22 protein-coding genes are annotated in these 24,053 nt (G+C 37.6%); 20 read left to right on the top strand and 2 right to left on the bottom strand.

The features are described 5' to 3' along the window. Positions 1-57: 57 nt before the first annotated feature. Positions 58-1,404 carry an MFS transporter gene (locus ACFQU5_RS20165; protein ID WP_390292029.1) on the top strand — a complete coding sequence of 449 codons (1,347 nt, stop codon included), beginning with the start codon at positions 58-60 and terminating at the stop codon, positions 1,402-1,404. A gap of 31 nt (positions 1,405-1,435) precedes the next feature. Then, positions 1,436-2,419, top strand: a complete 984-nt coding sequence (locus ACFQU5_RS20160; RefSeq protein ID WP_390292027.1) for an ornithine cyclodeaminase family protein — start codon at positions 1,436-1,438, stop codon at positions 2,417-2,419. Positions 2,420-2,551: 132 nt separating this feature from the next. Here the strand turns inward: ACFQU5_RS20160 and ACFQU5_RS20155 are convergent, their stop codons facing one another. Continuing rightward, positions 2,552-3,073, bottom strand: a complete 522-nt coding sequence (locus ACFQU5_RS20155) for an antibiotic biosynthesis monooxygenase family protein (protein WP_390292025.1) — start codon at positions 3,071-3,073, stop codon at positions 2,552-2,554. Positions 3,074-3,493: 420 nt separating this feature from the next. Between ACFQU5_RS20155 and hemE the strand changes: the two genes are divergently transcribed. The 4 genes from hemE (at position 3,494) to ACFQU5_RS20135 (ending at position 7,947) form a co-directional block, all read left to right on the top strand. Next, positions 3,494-4,543, top strand: coding sequence for a uroporphyrinogen decarboxylase (gene hemE / locus ACFQU5_RS20150; protein ID WP_390292023.1), 1,050 nt, complete (start codon positions 3,494-3,496; stop codon positions 4,541-4,543). Positions 4,544-4,644: 101 nt separating this feature from the next. Beyond that, positions 4,645-5,577, top strand: coding sequence for a ferrochelatase (hemH, locus tag ACFQU5_RS20145; RefSeq protein ID WP_390292021.1), 933 nt, complete (start codon positions 4,645-4,647; stop codon positions 5,575-5,577). Between the two features lie 16 nt (positions 5,578-5,593). Beyond that, on the top strand, positions 5,594-7,015 hold the full coding sequence (gene hemY / locus ACFQU5_RS20140; protein ID WP_390292019.1) for a protoporphyrinogen oxidase: 1,422 nt from the start codon (positions 5,594-5,596) through the stop codon (positions 7,013-7,015). A gap of 371 nt (positions 7,016-7,386) precedes the next feature. Further along, a complete protein-coding gene (locus tag ACFQU5_RS20135) occupies positions 7,387-7,947 on the top strand; it encodes a FixH family protein (protein WP_390292017.1) in 561 nt (186 codons plus the stop codon). Between the two features lie 921 nt (positions 7,948-8,868). Here ACFQU5_RS20135 and yhfH read toward each other — a convergent pair. Next, positions 8,869-8,994, bottom strand: a complete 126-nt coding sequence (yhfH, locus tag ACFQU5_RS20130; RefSeq protein WP_282991232.1) for a protein YhfH — start codon at positions 8,992-8,994, stop codon at positions 8,869-8,871. 284 nt (positions 8,995-9,278) lie between these two features. On the opposite strand from yhfH, the gene ACFQU5_RS20125 reads away from it, so the two are divergent. The 14 genes from ACFQU5_RS20125 (at position 9,279) to ACFQU5_RS20060 (ending at position 23,973) form a co-directional block, all read left to right on the top strand. Next, on the top strand, positions 9,279-9,485 hold the full coding sequence (locus tag ACFQU5_RS20125) for a helix-turn-helix transcriptional regulator (protein WP_390292015.1): 207 nt from the start codon (positions 9,279-9,281) through the stop codon (positions 9,483-9,485). 2 nt (positions 9,486-9,487) lie between these two features. Further along, positions 9,488-10,159, top strand: a complete 672-nt coding sequence (locus ACFQU5_RS20120) for a DUF3169 family protein (protein WP_390292087.1) — start codon at positions 9,488-9,490, stop codon at positions 10,157-10,159. Positions 10,160-10,265: 106 nt separating this feature from the next. Continuing rightward, positions 10,266-11,258 (top strand): lipoate--protein ligase, encoded by a 993-nt coding sequence (gene lplA / locus ACFQU5_RS20115; protein ID WP_390292013.1) that lies wholly within the window; start codon positions 10,266-10,268, stop codon positions 11,256-11,258. A 307-nt stretch (positions 11,259-11,565) separates the two neighbouring features. Further along, on the top strand, positions 11,566-12,270 hold the full coding sequence (locus ACFQU5_RS20110) for a response regulator transcription factor (protein WP_390292011.1): 705 nt from the start codon (positions 11,566-11,568) through the stop codon (positions 12,268-12,270). Continuing rightward, the gene (locus ACFQU5_RS20105; protein ID WP_390292009.1) at positions 12,270-13,250 is read left to right on the top strand and encodes a sensor histidine kinase; all 981 of its coding nucleotides are present in this window, start codon (positions 12,270-12,272) and stop codon (positions 13,248-13,250) included. The genes ACFQU5_RS20110 and ACFQU5_RS20105 overlap by 1 nt, the downstream gene beginning before the upstream one ends. Positions 13,251-13,300: 50 nt before the next feature. Beyond that, positions 13,301-14,077, top strand: a complete 777-nt coding sequence (locus tag ACFQU5_RS20100; RefSeq protein WP_390292007.1) for an ABC transporter ATP-binding protein — start codon at positions 13,301-13,303, stop codon at positions 14,075-14,077. Further along, complete coding sequence (locus ACFQU5_RS20095) at positions 14,049-15,980, top strand: ABC transporter permease (protein ID WP_390292005.1); 1,932 nt, start codon at positions 14,049-14,051, stop codon at positions 15,978-15,980. The genes ACFQU5_RS20100 and ACFQU5_RS20095 overlap by 29 nt, the downstream gene beginning before the upstream one ends. Positions 15,981-16,162: 182 nt before the next feature. Then, positions 16,163-17,713 (top strand): fatty acid--CoA ligase family protein, encoded by a 1,551-nt coding sequence (locus ACFQU5_RS20090; protein ID WP_390292003.1) that lies wholly within the window; start codon positions 16,163-16,165, stop codon positions 17,711-17,713. A gap of 163 nt (positions 17,714-17,876) precedes the next feature. Then, positions 17,877-19,880, top strand: coding sequence for a S9 family peptidase (locus ACFQU5_RS20085; protein ID WP_390292001.1), 2,004 nt, complete (start codon positions 17,877-17,879; stop codon positions 19,878-19,880). A 335-nt stretch (positions 19,881-20,215) separates the two neighbouring features. Continuing rightward, a complete protein-coding gene (locus ACFQU5_RS20080; RefSeq protein ID WP_390291999.1) occupies positions 20,216-21,082 on the top strand; it encodes a YitT family protein in 867 nt (288 codons plus the stop codon). 59 nt (positions 21,083-21,141) lie between these two features. Further along, positions 21,142-21,525 carry a cytochrome c551 gene (gene cccB / locus ACFQU5_RS20075; RefSeq protein WP_390291997.1) on the top strand — a complete coding sequence of 128 codons (384 nt, stop codon included), beginning with the start codon at positions 21,142-21,144 and terminating at the stop codon, positions 21,523-21,525. Between the two features lie 285 nt (positions 21,526-21,810). Further along, entirely contained in the window at positions 21,811-22,518 is a 708-nt protein-coding gene (locus tag ACFQU5_RS20070) for a CoA transferase subunit A (RefSeq protein ID WP_390291995.1), read from the top strand. Then, on the top strand, positions 22,515-23,168 hold the full coding sequence (locus ACFQU5_RS20065; RefSeq protein WP_390291993.1) for a CoA transferase subunit B: 654 nt from the start codon (positions 22,515-22,517) through the stop codon (positions 23,166-23,168). The genes ACFQU5_RS20070 and ACFQU5_RS20065 overlap by 4 nt, the downstream gene beginning before the upstream one ends. 154 nt (positions 23,169-23,322) lie before the next feature. After that, positions 23,323-23,973 carry a TetR/AcrR family transcriptional regulator gene (locus ACFQU5_RS20060; RefSeq protein WP_390291990.1) on the top strand — a complete coding sequence of 217 codons (651 nt, stop codon included), beginning with the start codon at positions 23,323-23,325 and terminating at the stop codon, positions 23,971-23,973. Positions 23,974-24,053 lie beyond the last annotated feature (80 nt).

Here is a 24,053-nt window from a genome sequence, read left to right as displayed (position 1 = left end):
ATTTATTTTTTACTTGTAAATTTAAGTGGGGCTTTAATTATGAAAAGGAGGAAATTTATGAGTAAAAGTCAAATGACGAAAGTCTGGATTGCTAGTTTGGTAGGTAGTTCGATTGAATGGTTTGATTATTTTCTTTACGGAACAGTTGCGGCATTAGTATTTAACCAAGTTTTCTTTGTTACTGAAGACCCGACTGTAGGATTATTGCTAGCTTATACTTCATTAGCATTAGCTTTCTTTATACGACCTTTAGGGGGCGTGATCTTTAGTCATATCGGGGATCGGATTGGAAGGAAAAAAACGCTGGTTATGACCTTGACTATTATGGGTGTTGCCACTGTATTAATGGGCTTGCTTCCTACTTATCAAGCGATTGGTGTAGCTGCTCCCATTTTATTGATTACTTTACGTTTAATACAAGGTATCGGAATTGGTGGTGAATGGGGTGGGTCACTGTTGCTTGCAGTGGAATATGCGCCAAAGGATAAGCGTGGATTATTCGGAGCTTTCCCTCAAATGGGTGTCACAATCGGTATGTTTTTAGGATCGGGTGCATTAACATTAATCACTTCGGTAGTTTCTCAAGAAGCATTTATTTCATGGGGATGGCGCATTCCATTTATAGCAAGTAGTATACTGGTTATTTTTGGATTGTGGATTCGAAAAGGCCTTGATGAAACACCTTCATTTAAAAAGGTGCAAGAATCAGGAGAAATACCTAAGCTACCTATCGTAGATATTTTTAAATACCATTGGAAAGAAGTGTTGATTGCAATAGGTGGGAAGGTAGTAGAAACAGCACCATTCTATATTTTTGCGACTTTTATTGTGTCATATGGAACAAATAATTTAGGGTTTACAAGTACACAAGTATTAGTAGCTGTAATGATTGGTACAATTGTTACAACAATTTTAATGCCGGTAATGGGAAGTTTATCAGATAAGATTGGACGCAAGAAAGTTTATATTTACGGAACGATCGCTATGATGGCTTATGCATTCCCTTATTTCTGGCTACTCGAGCAACGGACATTTGCCACACTTTTAATTGCTACAATTATTGGCCTAGGTATAATTTGGGCGCCGATAACAGCTGTATTAGGAACGATGTTCTCAGAAATTTTTGATGCAAAAGTACGGTATACAGGTGTTTCCCTAGGCTATCAAATTGGTGCTGCTGTTGCTGGGGGAACTGCCCCATTAGTTGCTACTGCCTTATTAGTACGATTTGATAATTCTTACGTTCCGGTAGCACTTTATATCATTCTAACTGCCGTGATTTCCTTAATTGCAGTCTTAGCTGTAAAAGAGAAAAGCAATCAGGAACTTGATGAATTTATTAATGGAAAAATGGACAGTCAGGATGGAAATGTTGCCAGTAAAGAAAAGGTGGTACACCAGTAGAAGACGATAATTTAAACAACGGAGTGTTACGATGATTATATTAAATGAGCAAGAGATTAAAAGTTTCTATAAGGTAGAAGATGCGATTAATGATATTCGGCAAACGTTAAAAGCGAAAGTGCAAGATAAGGTGCTCTCACCTCATCGAACGGTATTGAAATTTCCGGATAGAAATAGTACATCGATTTATATGCCGAGTGCAGACCTGGAAAATAATGTAGCAGCGGTAAAAGTAGTAACAATTTTCCCAAGTAACCCAGACAAGGGTTTGCCTACCACACAAGGGATCATTGTTTTAACGAGTACAGAAAATGGCGAGCACCTTTCCATGATGAACGCTTCTTATTTAACCCGTCTTCGAACAGGTGCAATGACAGCTATTGCAACTGAATATCTTTCTAGGAAAGAAGCCGAAGTATTAACTGTAATTGGTACGGGGGCCATGGCATTTGAACAGGCTTTAGGGGTTTTGGCTGTTCGTAATATAAAGGAAATTATTTTGTTTAATCGTACGGCAAATCGGGCGGAGTTATTCGCTCAAAGGTTAAAAGAAATAGGTGTGGATGCATCGATTCATATTGTAGATGAAGCCAATGAAGCGGTGAGTAAAGCAGATATTATTTGCTGTGCGACGAATTCAACAAAACCTGTGTTTGATGGTGCATCTTTAAAACCTGGTACACATGTAAATGGTGTAGGCTCATACTTACCACATATGCATGAGATTGACAGCACAACAATTACAACAGCTTCCAAAATCGTTGTGGATGATTTGCATGGAGCGATGGAAGAAGCGGGAGAATTAATGGAAGCGAGCAATGAAGGAATTTGGTCATTTCATCAAGTTTATGGGGAACTGCAAGATTTAGTAAGTGGCCGGGTACAGGGGAGAGAGAATGGAGAGGAAATCACCTTCTTTAAATCGGTAGGGGCTTCCTATTATGATCTTGCTGTTGCAAAAGGGGTTTATCAGCAAGTGTTGAATAATGGAAAAGGCTCTATTATTGATGTGTGATTCTTTGAAGTGAATGAATAGAAAAGCTGACCGACAAAGTCTTTTTGCCAACGACTAAGTTAGTCAGCTTATTTTCATTTAGAAAAAAAGTAAGTATAGGATTTTTCATAACTACATAAGTGCACCTAAAGGTTACTTTTGGTCTTCAGCTAGTTTACCTGAATAAGTTGTTACATAGCTTGCTGCATTGAAGATATTTTGTTGTTGTACTCCTGGTGTAGTGTGATCAGGCTTACTATGAGCTTCTTTAAAGGCTTTAGAGTTTTTCCATGCTTCAAAGGAGCTTGGACCAGTCCATTGGGTAAGGACAATATACGTATCTGAGGCAATGGGACGCAGTAATCGATAGGCAATAAAACCCGGTTCGTTTTCGATCGCACCGGAGCGACTTAAGAAGCGTTTTTCAAAAATTGGTCGACCTTCATCCGACACGGGAATGTTATTAAACACAAAATAGCCCGTTTGTTCTATCGCGTTCACACTGTCAATCACCTCATACTTGCGGGGTGTCGCAAACTTTGTTTTGCCTTCTGTTTCGTGAAGAAGCACGGAATTGCCTGTACCGTGCAGCACAATCATCAACTCATTAGGTAAATATTTTTTTCTCAAGTTTTCCATAAAATCAGCAGTTCCGGAAGTTAAGTAGATAAACATTTGCATCATTCCCCTTTTACCTGAAATTTACAATCCATTTCGAAAGTGTCAGTAGGTTAAAAATACCTCAATTAAACTATCTTAAAACCCTGCTTTGACTTTTCTTATTTTAATAAGAACAAAATAAGATTTTTTTGTCAAAACTTATGATGGAAAACCTTAGTGTATAGGACAATTTTATGACATTTGGTCGATAAAACTATACAATATCTCGCTAAAAGTATATATTTGAAAACGGATATCAATGACACATTTACAATGTTTGTTTGGTTAAAATAGTTATTTTAATGAAAATAACGATCTTGTTGAATAAAATTCGTTTTGGTAAGAAAAGGCTTACAATCCTAAAACGCCTACTTGGAAGAGGCTACGAAATATGCCAAAACTGAATTGATTAATGATTGAGGGGAAGGTACAAAGATGAAAGCATTTAATGATACATTACTGCGCGCAGCAAAGGGCGAGCGTACAGACTACACTCCAGTATGGTATATGCGTCAAGCAGGCCGTTCTCAACCCGAATACCGTGCAATTAAAGAAAAGTATTCTCTTGAAGAAATTACACATCAGCCGGAATTATGTGCTTATGTAACAAGATTACCGGTAGAAAACTATAATGTGGATGCGGCAATTCTTTATAAGGATATTGTAACGCCACTCCCAGGAATTGGTGTTGACGTGAAAATTAAAGCAGGCGTTGGCCCTGTCATTTCGAACCCTATCCGTACAGTTGCCGATGTTGAAAAACTCGGGGAATTCAATGCGAAAGAACATACACCATTTGTATTGGAAACAATTAAATTGCTGACGCAAGAGCAATTGAATGTTCCGTTAATTGGCTTTGCAGGTGCGCCGTTCACTTTAGCAAGTTACATGATTGAAGGCGGTCCTTCTCGCAACTACAATAAAACGAAATCATTTATGGTATCAGAACCGCGTAGCTGGTTTGCTTTAATGGACAAACTTGGTGATATGATTATCGCAGATATTGCTGCACAAGTTGAAGCAGGCGCTAAAGCAATTCAAATTTTCGACTCTTGGGTTGGTGCATTAAATGTAGAGGATTACCGAGTATTCATTAAACCAGTAATGACTCGTATTTTTGGCGAGCTACGCAAAGAAAACGTACCATTAATTCAATTTGGTGTTGGGGCAAGTCACTTAATCAACGAATGGAATGACCTTCCAATCGATGTTGTCGGCTTAGATTGGCGTATGCCAATTCGAAAAGCACGTGAGTTAGGTGTTATGAAAACAGTGCAAGGTAACCTTGATCCTTCATTGCTGCTTGCAGATTGGTCTGTAATTGAGCAACGAACAAAAGATATTATCGATCAAGGACTTGAAGTACCTGGCCACATTTTCAATCTAGGTCATGGAGTCTTCCCTGAAGTAAATCCGGATGTGTTAAAACGTCTTACAACTTTCATTCATGAGTATAGCCGTGAGCGCGTAAGCCAACTAAACTAGCAGGCAAGAGTAAACGATCTGATAATAGTTTAGCTTAAGAAAAATGGTGTTACTTAACTAGAAAATAATCATAAATTGAATAAAATTATGAGGTGAACAAATTGAAACCAGTACGTGGATTATTAGTTATGGCATATGGAACGCCATACAAAGAAGAAGATATTGAAAGATATTACACACATATTCGTCATGGCCGTAAACCTTCAGAAGAGCATCTAGAAGATTTAAAAAGCCGTTACAAAGCAATTGGCGGCATTTCCCCCCTTGCTGAAATGACAAAAAAACAAGCTCAAAGCTTGGAGGCTCGTTTAAACGAAGTGCAAGATGAAGTGGAATATAAATTATATATCGGTTTAAAGCACATTGATCCTTTCATTGAAGATGCAGTAGAAGCAATGGTCAATGAAGGTATTGAAGAAGCAGTTTCTATCGTACTGGCGCCACATTTCTCAACATTTTCCATCAAATCTTACAATGGCCGTGCAAAAGAAACAATCGAAAAATTAGGCAGCAATCTGAAGTTAACATCAGTAGAATCTTGGTATTACGAACCAAAGTTCATAGAATATTGGAAGCAAGCCGTAAATGCTGCATTTGCGGATATGTCTGATGAAGAACGAGAAAAAGCGTGCTTAATCGTTTCGAACCACTCTTTACCAGAGAAGATTAAAGAAGCAGGCGATCCATATGAAGAGCAGTTGATTGAAACAGCTCGTTTAATTCAAGAAGCTACGGGCGTTAAAAACGTTGAAGTAGGATGGCAATCAGCTGGTCAAACGCCAGAGCCTTGGTTAGGGCCGGATGTTCAAGATTTAACTCGTGAACTTTATGAGGAAAAAGGTTACCGTTCATTTGTATATATTCCAGTAGGATTTGTTACGGAGCATTTAGAAGTTTTATATGATAATGACTATGAATGTAAAGTGGTATGTGATGAGCTTGGAGCGAATTATCATCGTCCTCCTATGCCAAACACGCATCCTCTATTCATAGATGCAATGGTTGACGCGATTTATAATAAATTAGCGCATTAAATCGAATGTGGGAAGTGTGATAAGGGTGACAGGGGAGAGACGAAAAGTCGCTGTAATAGGTGGTGGCGTCACTGGGCTAACAGCAGCATACTATTTACAAAGATCAGCAGAACTTAACAACTTGCCGGTTGATGTTGTTTTGATCGAATCTTCACTACGTCTAGGTGGGAAAATCCAAACTTTACGAAAAGATGGGTTTATCGTTGAACGTGGTCCTGAATCTTTTTTAGACTATAAAAACAGTGTTCGCGAATTGGCGAAGGATTTGGGAATTGAACAGCAGATGGTTCAGAATAACAATGGGCGAACTTATGTAGCGGTAGGTAGTAATTTGCATCCCATACCGAATCTCCTAATGTACGGTGGGGCACTTGAAGTCTCTTCATTCATTACTTCCAGTTTATTCTCTTTAAGTGGTAAGCTTCGAGCTGCAGGAGACTTACTATTACCAAAGATAAAAGATGATGAGGATGAACCAATTGGTGATTTCTTCAGACGTCGCTTTGGCAAAGAAGTTGTAGAAAATTTAGTTGAACCATTACTTGCAGGAACTTTTGCAGGAGATATTGACCATTTAAGTATTAAGGCAATGTTCCCTCAGTTTTATCAACTGGAGAAACAACATCGCAGTTTGATTCTTGGCTTAAAAAAATCCAGTGAAACATTAAGAAATGACCATATTGAAAACTATCAGACATTCCAAAATGGTTTAGAAACTTTAATTGAATCTTTGGTGTCGCAATTATCTCCAAGTACAATTTTAAAAGGTGTAAAAGTAGAATCCATCGACCAACTGAATGATGGAACTGTTCAAATTTTTTCAAACAATATTGCACCTATTAAATGTGATGGGGTCATTATGACAACACCCTTTAATGAAGCTAAAGCGGTATTAGATCATTCAGGGCTATTTGATGGACTTCCAAAAATGCAATATGCAACGATTGCCACGGTTACTATGGCTTTTAAACAGGAAGATTCCAAGAAGTATAAGGACGCCATGAACTTTTTTGTTTCGAGAAATAGTGACTTTGCCATCACGACATGTACATGGTGCAATCATAAATGGAACGATGTGGCACCGGATGGATACGATTTGCTCCGCGTATACATTGGGCGTGTTGGAGATGAAGCCATTGTGGAGCTATCAGATAGCGATATCGAGAAAACGGTATTGCAAGATCTAGAAAAAGCAATTGGGTTAAGTCAGGCTCCTTTATTTACAGTCGTTTCAAGATGGAAGGAATCAATGCCTCAATATACTGTTGGCCATGACCACCGTATCGAAGACATAAAACAGTATTTATATGCTGAATTTCCAAATGTAAAGCTTGTCGGCAGTTCTTACGATGGAATAAGTGTACCCGATTGTGTATTGCAAGGTAAAAAGATTGCTATAGAATTGTTGAATAATATGTTTGAATTACAAAATGCTTAATATATAGATAAGGCTTGAATAGGATGAATAACCAGACTGACTTGAAAAGTATGCCAGACATGGCGGCAGACGAGTGAAGACCCGAATAGAACAAAATGTTCATGAGGGGACGAACGAGGCAACCAACGCTGTATGCGAGCGTTTTTCAACAGTCTGAGGAGTTGCCTCACAAATACAGGGGCAACTCTTTTTTTTATACAAGACGAAGCGTTGGCAAAAGAATTGATCGTTAGAATAGTTCACAATTTTATCGATAGTATTTTTGCGTGAGTACGTTATACTATGGGTGGTTCAAACATTCCCATTTTGACTAAAATAGTATTAGAAAAGCCAAACATTAGCATGACATAATAGCAATGGAGGATAGATATATGAAAAAATGGTTACTAAGTTTAGTAGCAGTGCCGGCATTACTAATTGGCTGCTCATCAAATGAGTCAGAAGTAGATACAAACAAAGAGCCGGTAGATGCTGCTGCATTGGAAGTAATTGTGGACATCCAAACACCCGAGGAAGTAGAGGCTAACGAAACAGTAGAATTAGCAGCCCATGTAACTCAGAATAAAGAAAATGTGAACGATGCAGAGTCTGTAGAGTTTGAAGTGTGGGAATCTGGTTACCGCGATGATGCACAAATGATCGACGGGGAGCTTGATGCCGACGGTGTATATAAAGCAGAAATTACATTTGATCATGATGGAGTGTACTACATGTATGCGCATACGACAGCACGCGGATTGCACGTAATGCCAAAACAGCAAATTATTGTGGGCCAACCAGATATGAGCCAAGTAAAAGAAGACGATAGCAACAATTCAACAGACATGAATATGGAAGGACATGGGGCTGGCAATGATACCTCAGAAACAGAAGAGGAAATGAACCATGAGGACCATGGCGCTCAAGATGAAAGTGAACATGATCACGAATAAAAGTAAATGTATATATAGCAGGTTGTAGAAAACGGATTGTTATTCTACAACCTGTTTTGTGTATACGAGGTTTTACTGTAAGAAGCCGATGCCGGTTAAAAGTAAAGCATGTTTGAGTAACATGTTTTGGGTGAACTAGTGAAGTTTTTTTCGAGTGAGTGCGGGTTATTATATGAAACGTGTTTCATTTGGTTAATGGGGACGATTTACAGATAAGTTGATGCGTTTCATTTTATTGGTGAAGGACGTTTTGAGTAGGATTTAGCCTTGAAAGGGGCTTCATAAGGAGGATGAAGGACATTTTGGGGAGGATTTAGCCTTGAAAGGGGCTTCATAAGGAGGATGAAGGACATTTTGGGGAGGATTTAGCCTTGAAAGGGGCTTCATAAGGAGGATGAAGGACGTTTTGGGGAGGATTTAGAATCGAAAAGGACTTCATAAGGGTGATGAAGGACGTTTTGGTCAGGATTTAGCATCGAAAGGGGCTTCATAGGGTGAATGAAGGACGTTTTGTTCAGGATATAGACTTGAAAGGGGCTTCATAAGGAGGATGAAGGACGTTCTGAGAGGGATTTAGCTTTAAAATGGCCATCATAGGGTTGATGAAGGACGTTTTAGCAGGGCTCAGCTTTGAAATGCTTAAATACATTGGATGGTTTTCGAAAAAACTATCAGTAAGATGAAAGGAAGCGCCAATTAGGTAGAACAGTACGATAGAAGCCACATACTCATCCATTTATAAGTACTTCACATGAAAGATGAACACATCTAAACTGCAGTTTTCTCCAGAATAATACTACAACGAAAAACCCCTCAAAGCATGAGCGTGCCTTGAGGGGTTTGTAGTGTAAGCAGTTTACTTATAGGTTCATCTGTTCATAGATGAGGGTCCAAAATCAATAATAAAACAACTGACGACGACTATAGAGCGTTACATTTCTCGCAAGTGCTGCTGTAGCATTCGCTTTGTTCTTCAATTTTATCTCCACATTGTACACATACTTTGTCAGGTAAATTTTTGAAAAACTCAACAACGTTTTCTAACATGCCTTCGTCCCTCCTTTTGGATATCTGTTATATTACTGATTTAATTATTTTCATTGTATTATAACAGTTTGGATTCGTCAATACATATTTGCCTATTAAAATATTAATTTTCAAAATAATTTTTAAGCGTTAAACTCAGAAAACGGATTACCATTTATAAAAATTATCAAAACCGATAGTAAATGATTTGTTTATTAGCATAATATGTAACGTTTACTTTTCTTTTTGACTAGTATAATTGTCAAAATGACGATAATCATTTACTCTATATTTGAGGTGAATTAATGAAAACTCGACTTAAAGAATTACGGGCGAGGGATGGGCTTAATCAGACTGAACTAGCGAAAAAAGCAAGAGTTTCTAGACAAACGGTAAGTTTAATTGAAAGAAACGAATATATGCCCTCCCTAATTATTGCTGTGAGAATTGCGAATGTATTTCAAGAGCCGATTGAAAATGTATTTATTTTTAGTGAGGAGGAATTATCGTGAAGATGTTGGGGATACACACAGTGATTTTCTTATTTGGTTTATTCGAACTAAATTCGAGGTTTAACGATCAACTGCTTGAGGAAAATATATTATTTACCGTTAATTTATTGATTGTTTTTTGTTTAATAATGGCTCGATTTAAAATAAACAAAGCAATACGAGGAAGTCTGCTCGAAGTGAAAAGTGAAGATGAAGATGATCATCAAGTGGAGTTGGAAAGAAAAGCTTACTCAGCTACGGTATACATACAAGTTGCCTTTTCCTTAGCAACTGTTGCAACACTTGTTGGATTTATTTTATTAAGAGACAGCCAACCGAGTATTGTTCTTGTTAGTTTTATATTAATGGCGATATCGTTCTTAAGTTTGTTTCCTAGTGATAAAATTACTAAAATTACAAATCCGACATTTAAAATGCCGGATCCTGCATCTAAAAACTATCAACAAGAATATTTTGACCAATTTGATGATGGAGAAAAGTATGTCATGCTAAAGGGACTTTATAAAATTTATTCTTTTGTTTCATGGGGATTATTTATATTGGCGTTTGCCCTGATGTATTATTCCGTGTTCTCTGGAAACTCGCAAATCATAAGCATAATTGGTATCGGAATATTATTTATGTTCATTCAGGTAAGTTTTACACAGAGTTTAAAGCCAAATAAAGTGAAGTAAAATTAGATGGAAAATATAAAAATGCATCCATAGACAATATAAATGGCATATACCGTGATTTTCTTAATTTTTCGTGTAAAATAAAGGCTATAGAGGAGTGAAGACAGTGTATTTTGTTGATAACAAAGGGATTACGGACCCACGCATAAATTTAGCAATTGAAGAATTTGTACTACGAAATATGGATATTGAAAAGGACGATTTTTTATTGTTCTATATTAATCAACCATCCATCATTATTGGGAAAAACCAAAACACAATCGAAGAAATTAATACAGATTATGTTGAAGATAATGGCATCATTGTTGTAAGACGTTTATCTGGTGGTGGCGCGGTTTATCATGATTTGAATAATTTGAATTTCAGTTTTTTAACAAAAGACGATGGAAACAGCTTCCATAATTATAAGAAGTTCACGCAGCCTGTTGTGGATGCATTGGAGAAATTGGGGGTCAATGCAGAATTATCGGGGCGAAATGATATATTAGCAGAAGGTCGCAAGGTTTCCGGGAACGCGCAGTATTCAACTAGAGGTAGAATGTTCAGCCACGGTACTTTACTTTTTAAAACAGATGTTGATGCAGTAGCGTCTTCTCTAAAGGTGAAAAAAGATAAAATTGAATCAAAAGGAATCAAGTCGATTCGCTCTCGTGTAGGGAATATATCGGACTACTTAAAAGAGCCAATGACAATTGAAGATTTTAGAATGGAAATATTAAAATCCATCTTTGGTGGAGAAGAGTATATTCAATATTATGAGCTAACGGAAGAAGATTGGAAAAGAATCCATGAAATTTCGGAAGAACGCTATCAAAAATGGGAATGGAACTATGGGAAATCTCCACGCTTTAATATTCAAAAAACAAATCGATTCCCTTCAGGTGGAATTGATATCCGCCTAGAGGTGAATAAAGGCATTATTGAAGAAATTAAAATTTTTGGTGACTTCTTTGGTGTTGGGGACGTTACGGATATTGAGAACCGATTAGTCGGTGTGAAGTATGAGCGTTCAAGCATCGCTCAAGCATTAGAAGAGATTGACACAACACATTATTTTGGCGCAGTAACAAAAGAAGAATTTTTAAAGTTAATTTATTAAAAGTGAACGCGTTTCATAGCGGGCCTAGATATTCTTAAAATTATAAAAAAAGTGACTCTAAATGTTTTAGAGTCTTTTTTTATTGTAAAAATTTCTGTGTGGATTACTTTGATCTAGATTCACCAAATGAAAATTAATTAACAAGATGAATTTGCATACGTCGGCTCCTGTTTATGGAGGACCTGTTTTTTGATACACTGTTAAGGTAGCATGAAATCATGAAATACATTAGAGAATCATAATGAAACGGAAATATGCCGTACTTTTAAAATAAAAAACATTCCAGTAGAAGAATGGAGGAATGAATATGGAAACGACACGAATTTTTATAGTCGAGGATGATCAAAAAATCGCCTCACTTTTAGCAGATACATTAAGAAAATATCAATATGAAGTTGAAATAGTTAAAAGCTTTGAAGGGATTGTGGAAGAAAGCGTAGCCTTTGCACCTCATCTGATCTTGTTGGATATTAATTTGCCTTCTTATGATGGGTATTATTGGTGCAGGCAGTTAAGACAGCATACAAAATGCCCAATCATCTTCATTTCAGCACGTTCAGGAGAAATGGACCAAATTTTCGCATTGGAAAATGGTGGAGATGATTTTATCACAAAGCCGTTTAATTATGAGATTGTCCTGGCCAAGATTCGAAGTCATTTAAGAAGAACTTATGGCGAATACTCTTCTCGACAAGAAGAAAGAACAATTTCTTTGGGACAACTAACTTTATACCTTGAACGAATGGAATTGCACAAAAAAGATATTGAGATTCCATTGCAAAAAAAGGAATGCATTATTTTGGACTTGCTTATGGGACAAGCTCCAAAGGTAGTTTCGAGAGAAAAATTACTTGAAGAACTCTGGGACGATCAAGCCTTCGTAGATGAAAATACACTTAATGTGAATATGACGCGAGTAAGGAAGAAGTTGGCTGATTATGGTGTGCATTCTGTGGTGGAGACAGTGCGAGGAGCGGGATATCGCTTTGTTCTCAATTCGGAGGAAGAGTAATGGGGCTAAAGCTATTTATTAGGGAGCATCTTTCCTTCGTATTGTTTGAAGTACTTCTTGTGCTTTTTATTTTGTCGCTGTATTGGTTAGATGGATTTCGAAATATGAGTACCGCGATTTACACAATGATTATTAGTATTATTCTCATCATTTCATTTCTAGGTTTACGGTATTTTAGACGACAAAGCTACCTAAATAAAATCACCTATTTACCCCAAACAATGGAGGATGCCCTGCAAAAGAATGCAAAGTCATCAGAACATTGCCAAACGGAAAGCTATCTGCAAGAGTTGTATCGTGTGTATCAGCATGAGGTGCAGGTTTTATATGCCTCTCAAAATAGACAGGAAAAGTTTTTAAACCAATGGATACACCAAATGAAAACACCTGTATCCGTATTGGAATTGTTATTGCAGGAAGATGAACCACTTGATAAGAAAAGTGTTCAGGAAGAAGTGGATCGCATTAAAAGAGGACTTGAAATGGTGTTAATGAATGCGAGGCTTGATAGGTTTGAGGATGATATGCAAATTGAGCAAGTGTGCCTCAAACATATCGTGAATGCAACTATCAATGAAAATAAGCGTTTATTTATTACAAATCGCGTCTTCCCTGAAACGCAAATAGATGAGGATTTAATCGTTGCCAGCGATTCAAAATGGTTAAAATTTATTCTGGGGCAATTTATAACAAATGCTGTAAAATACACATTTGAACAGAATAAACGTATTATTGTCGCAGCAACGAAAGACAATTCGGCAGTAAAATTAACGATTCGTGATGAAGGAATCGGGATTCCTAAATCTGATTTAACGAGAGTGACAAAAGCCTTTTTCACTGGGGAAAATGGACGAAAAACAGGTGAATCCACAGGAATGGGCTTATATTTGGCAAGTGAAATCTGTGAAAAACTGGGTCATCAATTCGAAATTGAATCAGAAGTAGGGGTAGGTACGACAATCACGCTTACATTTCAGTAAGCAGCGGCCACTCTCCTAGAATGAACTTTAAGTCAGAGAGGGAAGAAACGATGTCAATATTACAAGTACAAGATGTGACAAAGGTATATGAAGGGAAAGTGACAAATCGTGCACTAAACCAGCTTTCTTTTGAGGTTGAAAAGGGAGAATTTTTAGCTGTGATGGGGCCATCGGGCAGTGGTAAGTCGACATTGCTCAATCTCATTTCAACGATAGATCGACCTACATCGGGAGAGATTATTTTCAATGATATGAAGCCGCAAAATTTAAATGGAACAGAACTAGCTTACTTTAGAAGGCGAGAGCTTGGATTTGTCTTTCAGGATTTTAATCTACTGCCAATGCTTACAGTAGAAGAAAATATAGTGCTCCCATTAACATTAGACCAAATACCGGTGAAGGTAATGGAAGAACGTTTAAGGCTTCTGGCTGAAAGGTTGGATTTAACGGCCATTCTACATAAACGGCCGAATGAAATCTCAGGGGGACAGGCACAGAGAGTGGCAATCGCCAGGGCCTTAATCCATGAACCCGCCATTATTTTAGCAGATGAACCAACCGGTAATCTAGATTCGAATAATACACGGGAAGTTCTTGAATTGTTAAGCAATATTAATAAAGAAAGGCAGTCAACCATCATTATGGTAACGCATGATCCAATAGCTTCGAGTTATTGTGATCGGGTGCTGTTCATAAAAGATGGGGAGTTTTTCAATGAAATTCACCGTGATGACAGGCGCCAAACGTTTTTCCAAAAAATACTTAATGTACTTAGTTTATTAGGGGGAGGACAAGTAGGTGACCTTTCATCAATTCGCTTACCGTAACGTCATTCGAAATATCCGGATATATGCGGCATTTTTTATGGCGAGTTTTTTTTCGGTATTCGTATTTTTCATTTATTCCATGCTCATGTTTCACCCTGAAATTGAAAATGGGTTTTTAGGAAATGTGCCGATTATTTGGATGGTTGTGGCGGAAGTCATATTAGTGGTGTTTTCGTGGTTCTTTATATTTTACTCGATGAAAGCTTTTTTGGAGGCTAGAGCGAAGGAATTTGCCATCCTGCTTCATTTAGGAATGGAAAGAAAACAGCTTTCAAGATTGATTTTTTTAGAGACCATTATCATTGGTTCAATCTCCATCTTACTTGGAATTATCTTTGGTTATGCCTTTTCAAAATTTTTCTTTATGATTGTTCGTGAAATTCTCATGCTGGAAGATTTGCCTTTATACCTATCCTGGGAGCCGTTTTTATTAACCATTGCAGTTTATTTTAGTGCGTTTATCCTTATCTCGGTATTTAGTGTACATTTTTCACCTGAACGAAAAGTAATTGATCTGTTAAATGGATACAAAAATATTCAAATCGATGTAGACTTTACGAGAAAGAAAGCAATTCTTGGCATTGTTCTTATTCTTGGTGGATATGTGCTGGCACTCTTGACGACACGATCCACGATGATTATATTTTCAGTTTTTATCCCGTTCTTGATTATATTTGGAACCTATTTGTTCTTTACAGATACAACGCAGTATTTTGTTGACAAAGTAAAAAATAGAAAGCTTATCTATTGGAAAAAATCAAGAATGCTACCTTTGGCAGAACAAACTTTTGTACTGAAAAATAATGGGAAGATGTTTTTCGTTATGACAATCGTAACAACAATGGCTTTCCTATCGATTGGGTTACTTGCTACTCTATCTTCCTATACTTCTCAATATGATAAATTGAATCCCTTAGGGTTAATTTATAAAGGCCATATTGATAATCCAAAAGAGCACGAGCATATTTCCTCTATTGTAGCTGAGTTGGAGGATAAAGAATTATCTTATAATTTAACACGTTTTACAGTATTAAAGCAGACATCTTCCTTCACAAAGTTTGAAGTAGAGGTTTTTAAAGAGTCAGATATCAATAATTTGCTGTTTTCTTATGGATATCCGTTGGTTCGATTAGCTAGAGGAGAAGCGATGTTTATTCCCTATTCGGAGGATTCGATCAAAGAATTGTCAAAGAAAAGGGTAGAAACCGTTTTACTTGAAAATGATGTTGAGATTACGATTGATCAAGTGTATCCAGAGCTTATTTTTCCTTCATCTATCGTAAGCTTAAATTCCATTATTGTAAGTGATGTAGATTTTAGAAGATTAGTAAAGCCGTATAATATATATCCACATGTAGAACCAGGATACCACTTATTTACTTTTGATATTCCACAGTGGATGGAGGCGGAGAATATAGCAGTAGCTCTTCAACAAGAAGTGTCGGAAGAGTATTTAAAGGAAGAATATAAACTGCCATATTATTTTGAGAATGCAGGATTGAATTATTCCTATATATTATCCACCTATTCTTTATTTACTTTAGTGGGGTTATTAGTAGCAGCAGTATTTTTACTGGCAGCAGGAAGCTTTATTTATTTCAAACTCCACACAAGCTTAGAGGCGGAGAAGAAGAAATTCGATGTCTTAAAACGTATGGGGATTTCAAATAATGAGTTGAAATCCTTAGTAACAAAGCTACTATTTCCTCAATTTTTCTTGCCTTGGGGTATCGCTCTATGTCATAGTCTATTCGCGTTTTTCGCACTGCAAAATATAATGAAGAATTTTGCAAATGTCTCCATTGTAAAAGAAGTTGTATTTGCATTTGTTTTTTTAATTATTATAGAGATTATATATTTTAATTTAATACGATGGCGATATATCGCACATGTAAGAGATTAGCAAAGAGAATGTTATAAATAGAATAATATCTGATTTTCGATAAAAAATGCGACATAAGGTACAAAAATTTATTGTTTTATTAATATATTTAATTTATAATATTTGGTAAATGAATAGTTATTCATTTTTGCTTTGTTTACATAAATTGTGAACGAAAGCCAAATGCAAAGGGGATGGGTGTTTTGAATTTAGTTGAACGTGTTCGACAAACCGCATTAGAACAACCCGAAAAACATGCATATCATTTTTTAGGGAGAGACACTACATACGGTGAATTTGAACAAACTGTTAGTAGATTTGCAGCAGGTCTTAGGCATCTAGGGATAGAAAAAGGGGATCATGTGGCGTTTTTGTTAGGTAATACACCACATTTTTTAATCTCGTTGTATGCCACTATGCGAATCGGAGCAACGGCAATTCCTGTAAATCCGATGTACACGCAAGATGAGATTGCTTATATTCTTCAAAATGGTGATGTAAAGACGGTTATTGCACTTGATTTGTTACTGCCTTTAGTGGAAACAGGGGTGAAAGTATTACCACAGGTAGAAAACTATATCATTTGTGAAACAAGCGAAGATATAGGCGAAAAATTGAATGCGCTCTCAAATAGTGCACAAGAGAAAACGAAACTTTTCTCTCAAATGCTTGCTCAAACAACACAATCGATTGACCCGGTTTACGTAGAAGAAGAGGATGTAGCGGTTATTTTATATACATCAGGAACAACTGGATATCCGAAAGGTGCTATGTTGACACATCGCAATCTATATTCTAATGCCCGTGATGTGGGCGAATACCTAAGCATGACTCCTGAAGATCGGGTAATTGCGACATTGCCGGTATTCCATGTATTTGCCTTAACGGTTGTTGTTAATGCACCACTTCTTCAAGGAGCTACAGTATTGTTAGCACCTCGTTTTAGCCCGGGTGAAATTTATGAACTTGCGGGTAGTCAAAAAGCAACCGTTTTTGCTGGTGTACCGACAATGTATAATTTCCTGTATCAATTTGATGGGGATGCTGGACAATTCTCTACTTTACGACTCGCTGTATCTGGAGGAGCACCATTACCGGTTCAAGTCCTGCATGATTTTGAAGAGAAGTTTAAAGTTAAAGTTTCAGAGGGATATGGACTATCAGAGGCATCACCAGTAACGTGCTTTAATCCACTTGATCGTGAACGAAAAGCTGGCTCCATTGGAATGTCCATATTAAATGTTGAAAACAAAGTAGTGGATGAATACGGGACAGAAGTGCCGGTAGGTGAAGTTGGAGAACTGATCGTTCGTGGTCCAAATGTGATGAAGGGCTATTATAAAATGCCTGAAGAAACAGCGAATGCTATAAGGGGCGAATGGTTATATACCGGGGATTTGGCAAAAAAGGATGAAGATGGCTATTTCTACATTGTAGATCGCAAAAAAGATATGATCATCGTTGGAGGGTTCAATGTCTATCCGCGTGAAGTAGAAGAAGTATTGTTTACACATCCAAATGTAGTCGAAGCGGCAGTGGTTGGTTTTCCGGATGTAAATCTAGGAGAAGCAGTTCATGCTTATGTCGTATTAAAAGATGGCGAAACGTCGGTAGAAGAGCTCCAGGACTTCTGTGCACAGCGACTTGTGAAATATAAAGTACCCAAAGTAATTGAGCTATTGGATGAACTCCCAAAAAGCTCAACCGGGAAAATACTTCGTCGTTCCTTAAAAGAAATCGTCAAAGCTAAATAGCGTATTGAAGTGATGCCTCAGAAACGAGACATCACTTTTTTTAGTTGTTTGGGTGCCTGGCACCCGAACAATTTTGATTTTTAGAAATTGTTTGACATAGGATGAAGGAGTGATAAAATTTATATTACGGAAATCGAAATATTATTTTGAAAGGGTGGAAATGATGGTAGAAAAAAGAGTAGTAGAAAAAGAGGATTTGTTCAAAATTCAATCTGTTACAAATCCACAGCTTTCTCCAAATGACAAAGAAGCTGTATTTATCAAAACGAAGATAGATGAAAAGGAAAATCAATATTTCTCGGAAATTTTTCACTTTAATGTGGAGACTCAAAAAGTAACTCAATGGACTTTTGGGAATGAACGCATTTCCTCGCCGAAATGGTCGCCGGATGGTAATCAGGTTGCCTTTATCTCAAATCGCAATGAAAAAAGTCAATTGTATATTATGAATAAAAGTGGTGGGGAAGCTAAAAAGATCACCAATGTTGAATCAGATATTAACTCCTTTCTATGGTCTCCATGCGGTGAGAAAATCTGGATTACAAGCAGTTTGAAAGAGGATGCTGCATTTACGGACAAAGCCGAAAAAGAAAATGAAGATAAAGAAAAGCCAAAAGCTTATATAGTGGATAAAATGCGATATAAAGCGGATGGTTTGAAGGGACATGGGTTAACAAAACAAGGAGTCCACTCCCAAATTGCCATCCTTTCTTTAAAGGACGAATCTATCGAACAATTTTCTGAAGGAAATCATTCTCATTCCTTATATGATATTTCACCAGATGGTAAAAAGGTGGTTATTGGTGTAAATCGCAAGGAGCAGAATGATTATGATTTTAGCCAGCCATTAATTATGGTAGATGTCGAAACGAAAGAAGAAACGGTGTTAGTGAATCATGAGGGCTACTATGGTGGCGCGAAATTTTCATATGATGGACGATATATTGCCTATTCTGGCAGTGATGCCACATTCAAAAATGCGACCCATTCAAATGTTTATATTTATGATATCGAAAATGGCGTTACTCATAATTTAACAGAGAGTATTGATTGCCCGGTTGGTGATTATGCGGTTGCGGATACGCAGCAAGGGGTGAATGCTCCAAGCATTATTTGGACAGACACAAATGACCTATACTTCCAACTTTCAAACTTAGGAGATGTGCAGCTTTATTATGCCAGCTTAGAAGGGGCCATTTATCCTGCTTCTCCGGAGGGTGAGCATGTCTATGATTATACAGTTTCAAAGGATGGCCAATTTGCAATTATAGCAGTATCGAACCCGACCTTCCCCGGTGAGTTATTTGTTTATGAAATTGCAAAAGGTGAGAGAAACCAAGTCACTCATTTCAATGAAGAATGGCTAAATGAAGTAAGACTATCTAAAGCAGAGCCGATTGTCTATAAGAGTACAAATGATGTACAAGTTCATGGCTGGTTGATGAAACCTGCTAATTTTGAAGAGAATAAGAAATATCCATTAATTGTTGAAATACATGGTGGACCTCATACGATGTACGCCAACTCATTCTTCCATGAACTTCAATTGCTGACTGCACAAGGTTATGGTGTCCTCTATGTAAATCCACGCGGCAGCCATGGCTATAGCCAGGAGTTTGTTAATGGTGTGCGTGGAGACTATGGTGGTGGAGATTATGAGGATATTATGGCTGGACTTGATTTTGTTCTAGGTGAGGAAACATGGATTGATGAGACGCGTCTAGGTGTAACAGGTGGCAGCTATGGCGGCTTTATGACAAACTGGATTGTTGGACAGACAAATCGTTTTAAAGCAGCAGTAACACAACGCAGTATTTCAAACTGGGTAAGTTTCTTTGGTGTCTCGGATATCGGTTATTACTTCACGCCATGGCAAATCGGTACAGATATGACCGACCCGGAAAAACTGTGGGAGCATTCTCCGTTGAAATATGCCAAGAATATCGAGACACCGCTATTGATCCTGCATAGTGAACTTGATTTCCGTTGCCCGATTGAACAAGCAGAGCAGTTATTTATCACGTTAAAATCAATGGGGAAAGAAACAAGCTTTGTTCGCTTCCCAGACAATAATCATAATCTGTCTCGTACGGGAACGCCAAATTTACGAATTGAACGATTAGAACATATTGTGTCATGGTTTGAAGACTATTTAGTAAAAGCATAGTAAAAATGGATGCTCTTCACTCGAGCACTTGATGGCAGAAAATATCCGCAACCATACTGATTGCGTTGTAGATATGAAGGAGCAAAAGAATTAGCGGCAGAAATGTTTGAAAACCGTAACCAAAGGTCGACTATTTTTAAAGAAGACTAAGTATGTGATTTGTTTGGCAGCCTTATTTTGAGGCTGTCTTTTTTAGTTGAAAAGATATGAAATCAAAGTAAATTTCGTTAGCAAAAATTCCTTCATCTTACTAAAGTTCTCTTTTCCCAGGTTGTTTGTTATAATCATGCAGATGAAATTTTGAAAATGAGAAATTGATGTGAGTGAGGAAATATATGAGTAAAATTAATAAGAATAATGTATCTAATTCTACAAAAGATATTATTCAGGAATACATTTATGTACTTCTGGGAGCAGCAGTAATAGCATTTGGATTTAATGCATTTTTATTCCCCAATCAAGTAGCTTCCGGAGGCGTCAGTGGGATTAGTACCATTTTGAATGGTCTTTTTGGATGGAATGCAGGTATTGTTCAATATGCGTTTAATATTCCGCTGTTTATTGCAGGTGTATTCTTTTTAGGCAAGAATTTCGGGCTAAAATCATTTGTTGGTACTTTAGCCTTGCCATTCTTTGTTATCGTGTTTGCAGACATAGGAGCTTTAACAACAAATGCATTATTAGCGGCTCTTTTTGGTGGAATTATTGTTGGATTAGGTATTGGTTTCGTATTTAAAGGGAATGCTTCTACTGGTGGAACTGATTTATTAGCCCAAATTATTACGAAATATACTGGGCTTACATTAGGGACAAGTGTTCTTTTTATCGACGGTATTATTGCGATTAGTGCAGCATTGGTCTTTGATTTGGAAAAAGGCTTATATGCATTAATTGGACTTTTTGTAACGACAAAGACCATCGACATTGTTCAGTTAGGTTTTAGCCAATCAAAAATGGTGTATATAATATCTAACAAACAAGATGAAATCCGTGATGCAATTTATGCGGATATTGATCGAGGAGTTACGAAGGTGCCTGCATTTGGAGGTTATACCGGTGAAGAACGCCTGATGCTAATGGTGGTTGTGTATCAATCAGAGTTCACAAAGCTGAAACAAATCATTAAAACCGTTGACCCGACTGCGTTTGTGATTGTTTCTGATGCTTATGAAGTTCTGGGTGAAGGTTTCAAACGAGTATAACTTTGGTATAATTACCATTGTAGTACGCAATTTTAATATTTTTTTGGAGGGGTTCAAAAATGAAAAAAGCAATGTTAGCACTAATTTTCGGTTCAGCGTTATTCCTGGCTGCATGTGGCGGCGGTGACGATGAAGCAACAGATACAGCTACTGACACAGCTACGGAAGATAAGGCAACAGACGAAGCAACAGATACAGGTGATACTGCTGGTGGCGCAGATGCTGGACAAGGTGAGGGCCTCGTTAAATCAACTTGTATCTCATGTCATGGCGGTAACTTGGAAGGTATGGGTAATGCACCTTCGTTAGCAGATGTAGGTGGTCGTCTTTCTGAAGATGAAATTCATGATGTTATCGTAAATGGTCAGGGTGGAATGCCAGGTGGCTTACTGCAAGGTGAAGAAGCAGAAGCTGCAGCGGCTTGGTTAGCTGAACAAAAATAAACCGATTAATCAATTTAAAAAAGGCAAAGTCATTTTACAGTGGCTTTGTCTTTTTTTGTTTTCCAAAACAATTTAACCAATATGAATAAAAGTGGATTTCGAACTCATAGATTAGGAAGACGCCCACAATAAAAAAAGTCGTTTTACTGGTCGAGAAGGACTATTCAACTTAATACGATAAATCTATCAATTGTTTTAATAGTACTAAAATTTAGAATATATTAGTTTACTAGTTCAAAATCATATGTTTATAATAGTTGTAAAATAACCTTAAGGAGGTATTTTGTGCTTAAAGTAGAAAAAAGTATACGCGAAATAGTTGGTGAGATGGAGGATGGAGCTACTATTCTAGTGGGAGGCTTTGGGCTTTGTGGTATTCCGGAGACTGCAATCAATGCTATCCGCCAAAAAGGAGTAAGGGATCTGACAGTTGTAAGTAATAACTGTGGCATTGATGATTGGGGCTTAGGATTGTTGCTTGCCAACAAGCAAATCAAAAAAATGATCGCTTCCTATGTAGGAGAAAATAAAATTTTTGAGCAGCAATATTTAAGTGGAGAGCTTGAAGTAGAGCTGACACCACAAGGTACACTGGCAGAGCGTATCCGAGCAGGTGGGGCCGGCATTCCAGCGTTCTATACAGCTACTGGAGTAGGAACCCAAATTGCAGAAGGCAAGCCGGTTAAGGAATTCGATGGCAAAGAATATATAGAGGAACGTGCAATTATCGGCGATTATGCTTTTGTGAAAGCTTGGAAGGCCGACAAACTTGGAAACCTCGTATACCGAAAAACAGCTCGTAATTTCAACCCGATTATGGCGACAGCAGGAAAAATTACGATTGCAGAGGTAGAAGAAATCGTTGAAGTAGGCGAACTGGATCCAGATGCGATTCATACTCCGGCATTATTTGTACAACATGTGATTTTAGGGGAATCCTACGAAAAGAAAATCGAGAAACGTACGACAAGAGTGGAGGAGACGATTGGATGACGACTGCAAAGATGCGAATTGTCAAACGCGCAGTACAAGAAATTGAAAACGGCATGAATGTCAATCTCGGAATCGGTATGCCGACATTAGTAGCTAATGAAATACCTAGTGATTACCAAGTATTGCTTCAATCGGAAAATGGACTGTTAGGGATAGGCCCATATCCATACGAAAATGAGGTGGATCCCGATTTAATCAATGCAGGAAAAGAGACGGTAACGGCTGTACCTGGCGCATCTTTCTTTGATAGTGCAGAAAGTTTTGCCATGATTCGAGGGGCTCATATCGATGTAGCAATTTTAGGAGGAATGGAAGTTTCCCAAGAAGGGGATTTGGCGAACTGGATGATCCCGGGCAAAATGGTTAAAGGCATGGGCGGAGCAATGGATTTAGTGCAAGGGGCAAAACGAGTGATTGTTATTATGGAACATGTTTCAAAATATGGGGAATCCAAGATAAAAAAAGAATGTACGTTGCCTTTGACTGGAAAACGGGTCGTCCACCGTCTTATTACAGACCTAGCTGTGTTTGACTTTACGGATGAAGGCATGTTGCTTATTGAAACAGCATCGGGTGTCTCGGTCGAGGAAATAAAAGAGAAAACCGAGGCAGATTTTATTATCAGTGAAAATCTGAAAAACTATGCTTGAGGCAGAGAAAAAGGAATTTTTTGACGTTATTTGTGAAAATTCACTAGATTCCAGATTGCAAGTTTGCTATATTCAAAATAGCAGTATTCTACAAAATGTAGAGAATATGTGTATTTTCGCTAGAAATAATGACGTGGCGTCTAAGGGGTGATTGATGGGGGGCGAGAAAACGTTGGTCATGCAATCATTGAAGGAAAGAATTATTGAATCGGCACTGGATCTATTCCGGCACAAGGGTTATCACGGCGTGTCGGTAGATGAAATTGTTGAAACAGCTGGAACATCCAAAGGTGGATTTTATCATAAGTTTAAATCCAAGGATGCTTTGTTATACGAAATACATGATATATTCATTTCTCATGTCATAAAAGAAACAAAAAAAGCATATGACCAAAATGAAACACCAATCGATCAAGTGTGTGCTATGTTGTATGCGTTTACAAATGTATTTGATGTCTATCAGCGGCATATTACCGTCTTTTATGATGAAAGTGCCTATTTACCTCCTGAATTTAAAGCAATCATCAAGGAAAAACGAACAGAATACCGAAAGCTAATTGAGCAGGTAATCGAGGATGGGAAAAAGAGTGGTCATTTTCGACCTGAGATTTCTACTACAATTACGACTATGGCCATCATAGGATTGGTGAACTGGACATATAAATGGTACCGGCAGAACGGTAGCCTGACAATGGAGCAAATTACACTTCATTTTAACGATTTGATTTTAAGAGGAATTTTAACGGATCAAGGTACTTTAGAAGCGGAAGAGAAAAAATACGTCATGTTAGGTATAAGAGATTAGCCAGTCAATGCAGCCTGGTTTTTTAATAATCACATACAAACCGACTAGTCGGTATCAATCGAATGAATCAAAACTAGAGG

This window comes from Ureibacillus sp. GCM10028918, assembly GCF_042666115.1.
GTDB lineage: Bacteria > Bacillota > Bacilli > Bacillales_A > Planococcaceae > Ureibacillus.
This window is presented reverse-complemented; position numbering and strand designations above follow the sequence as displayed.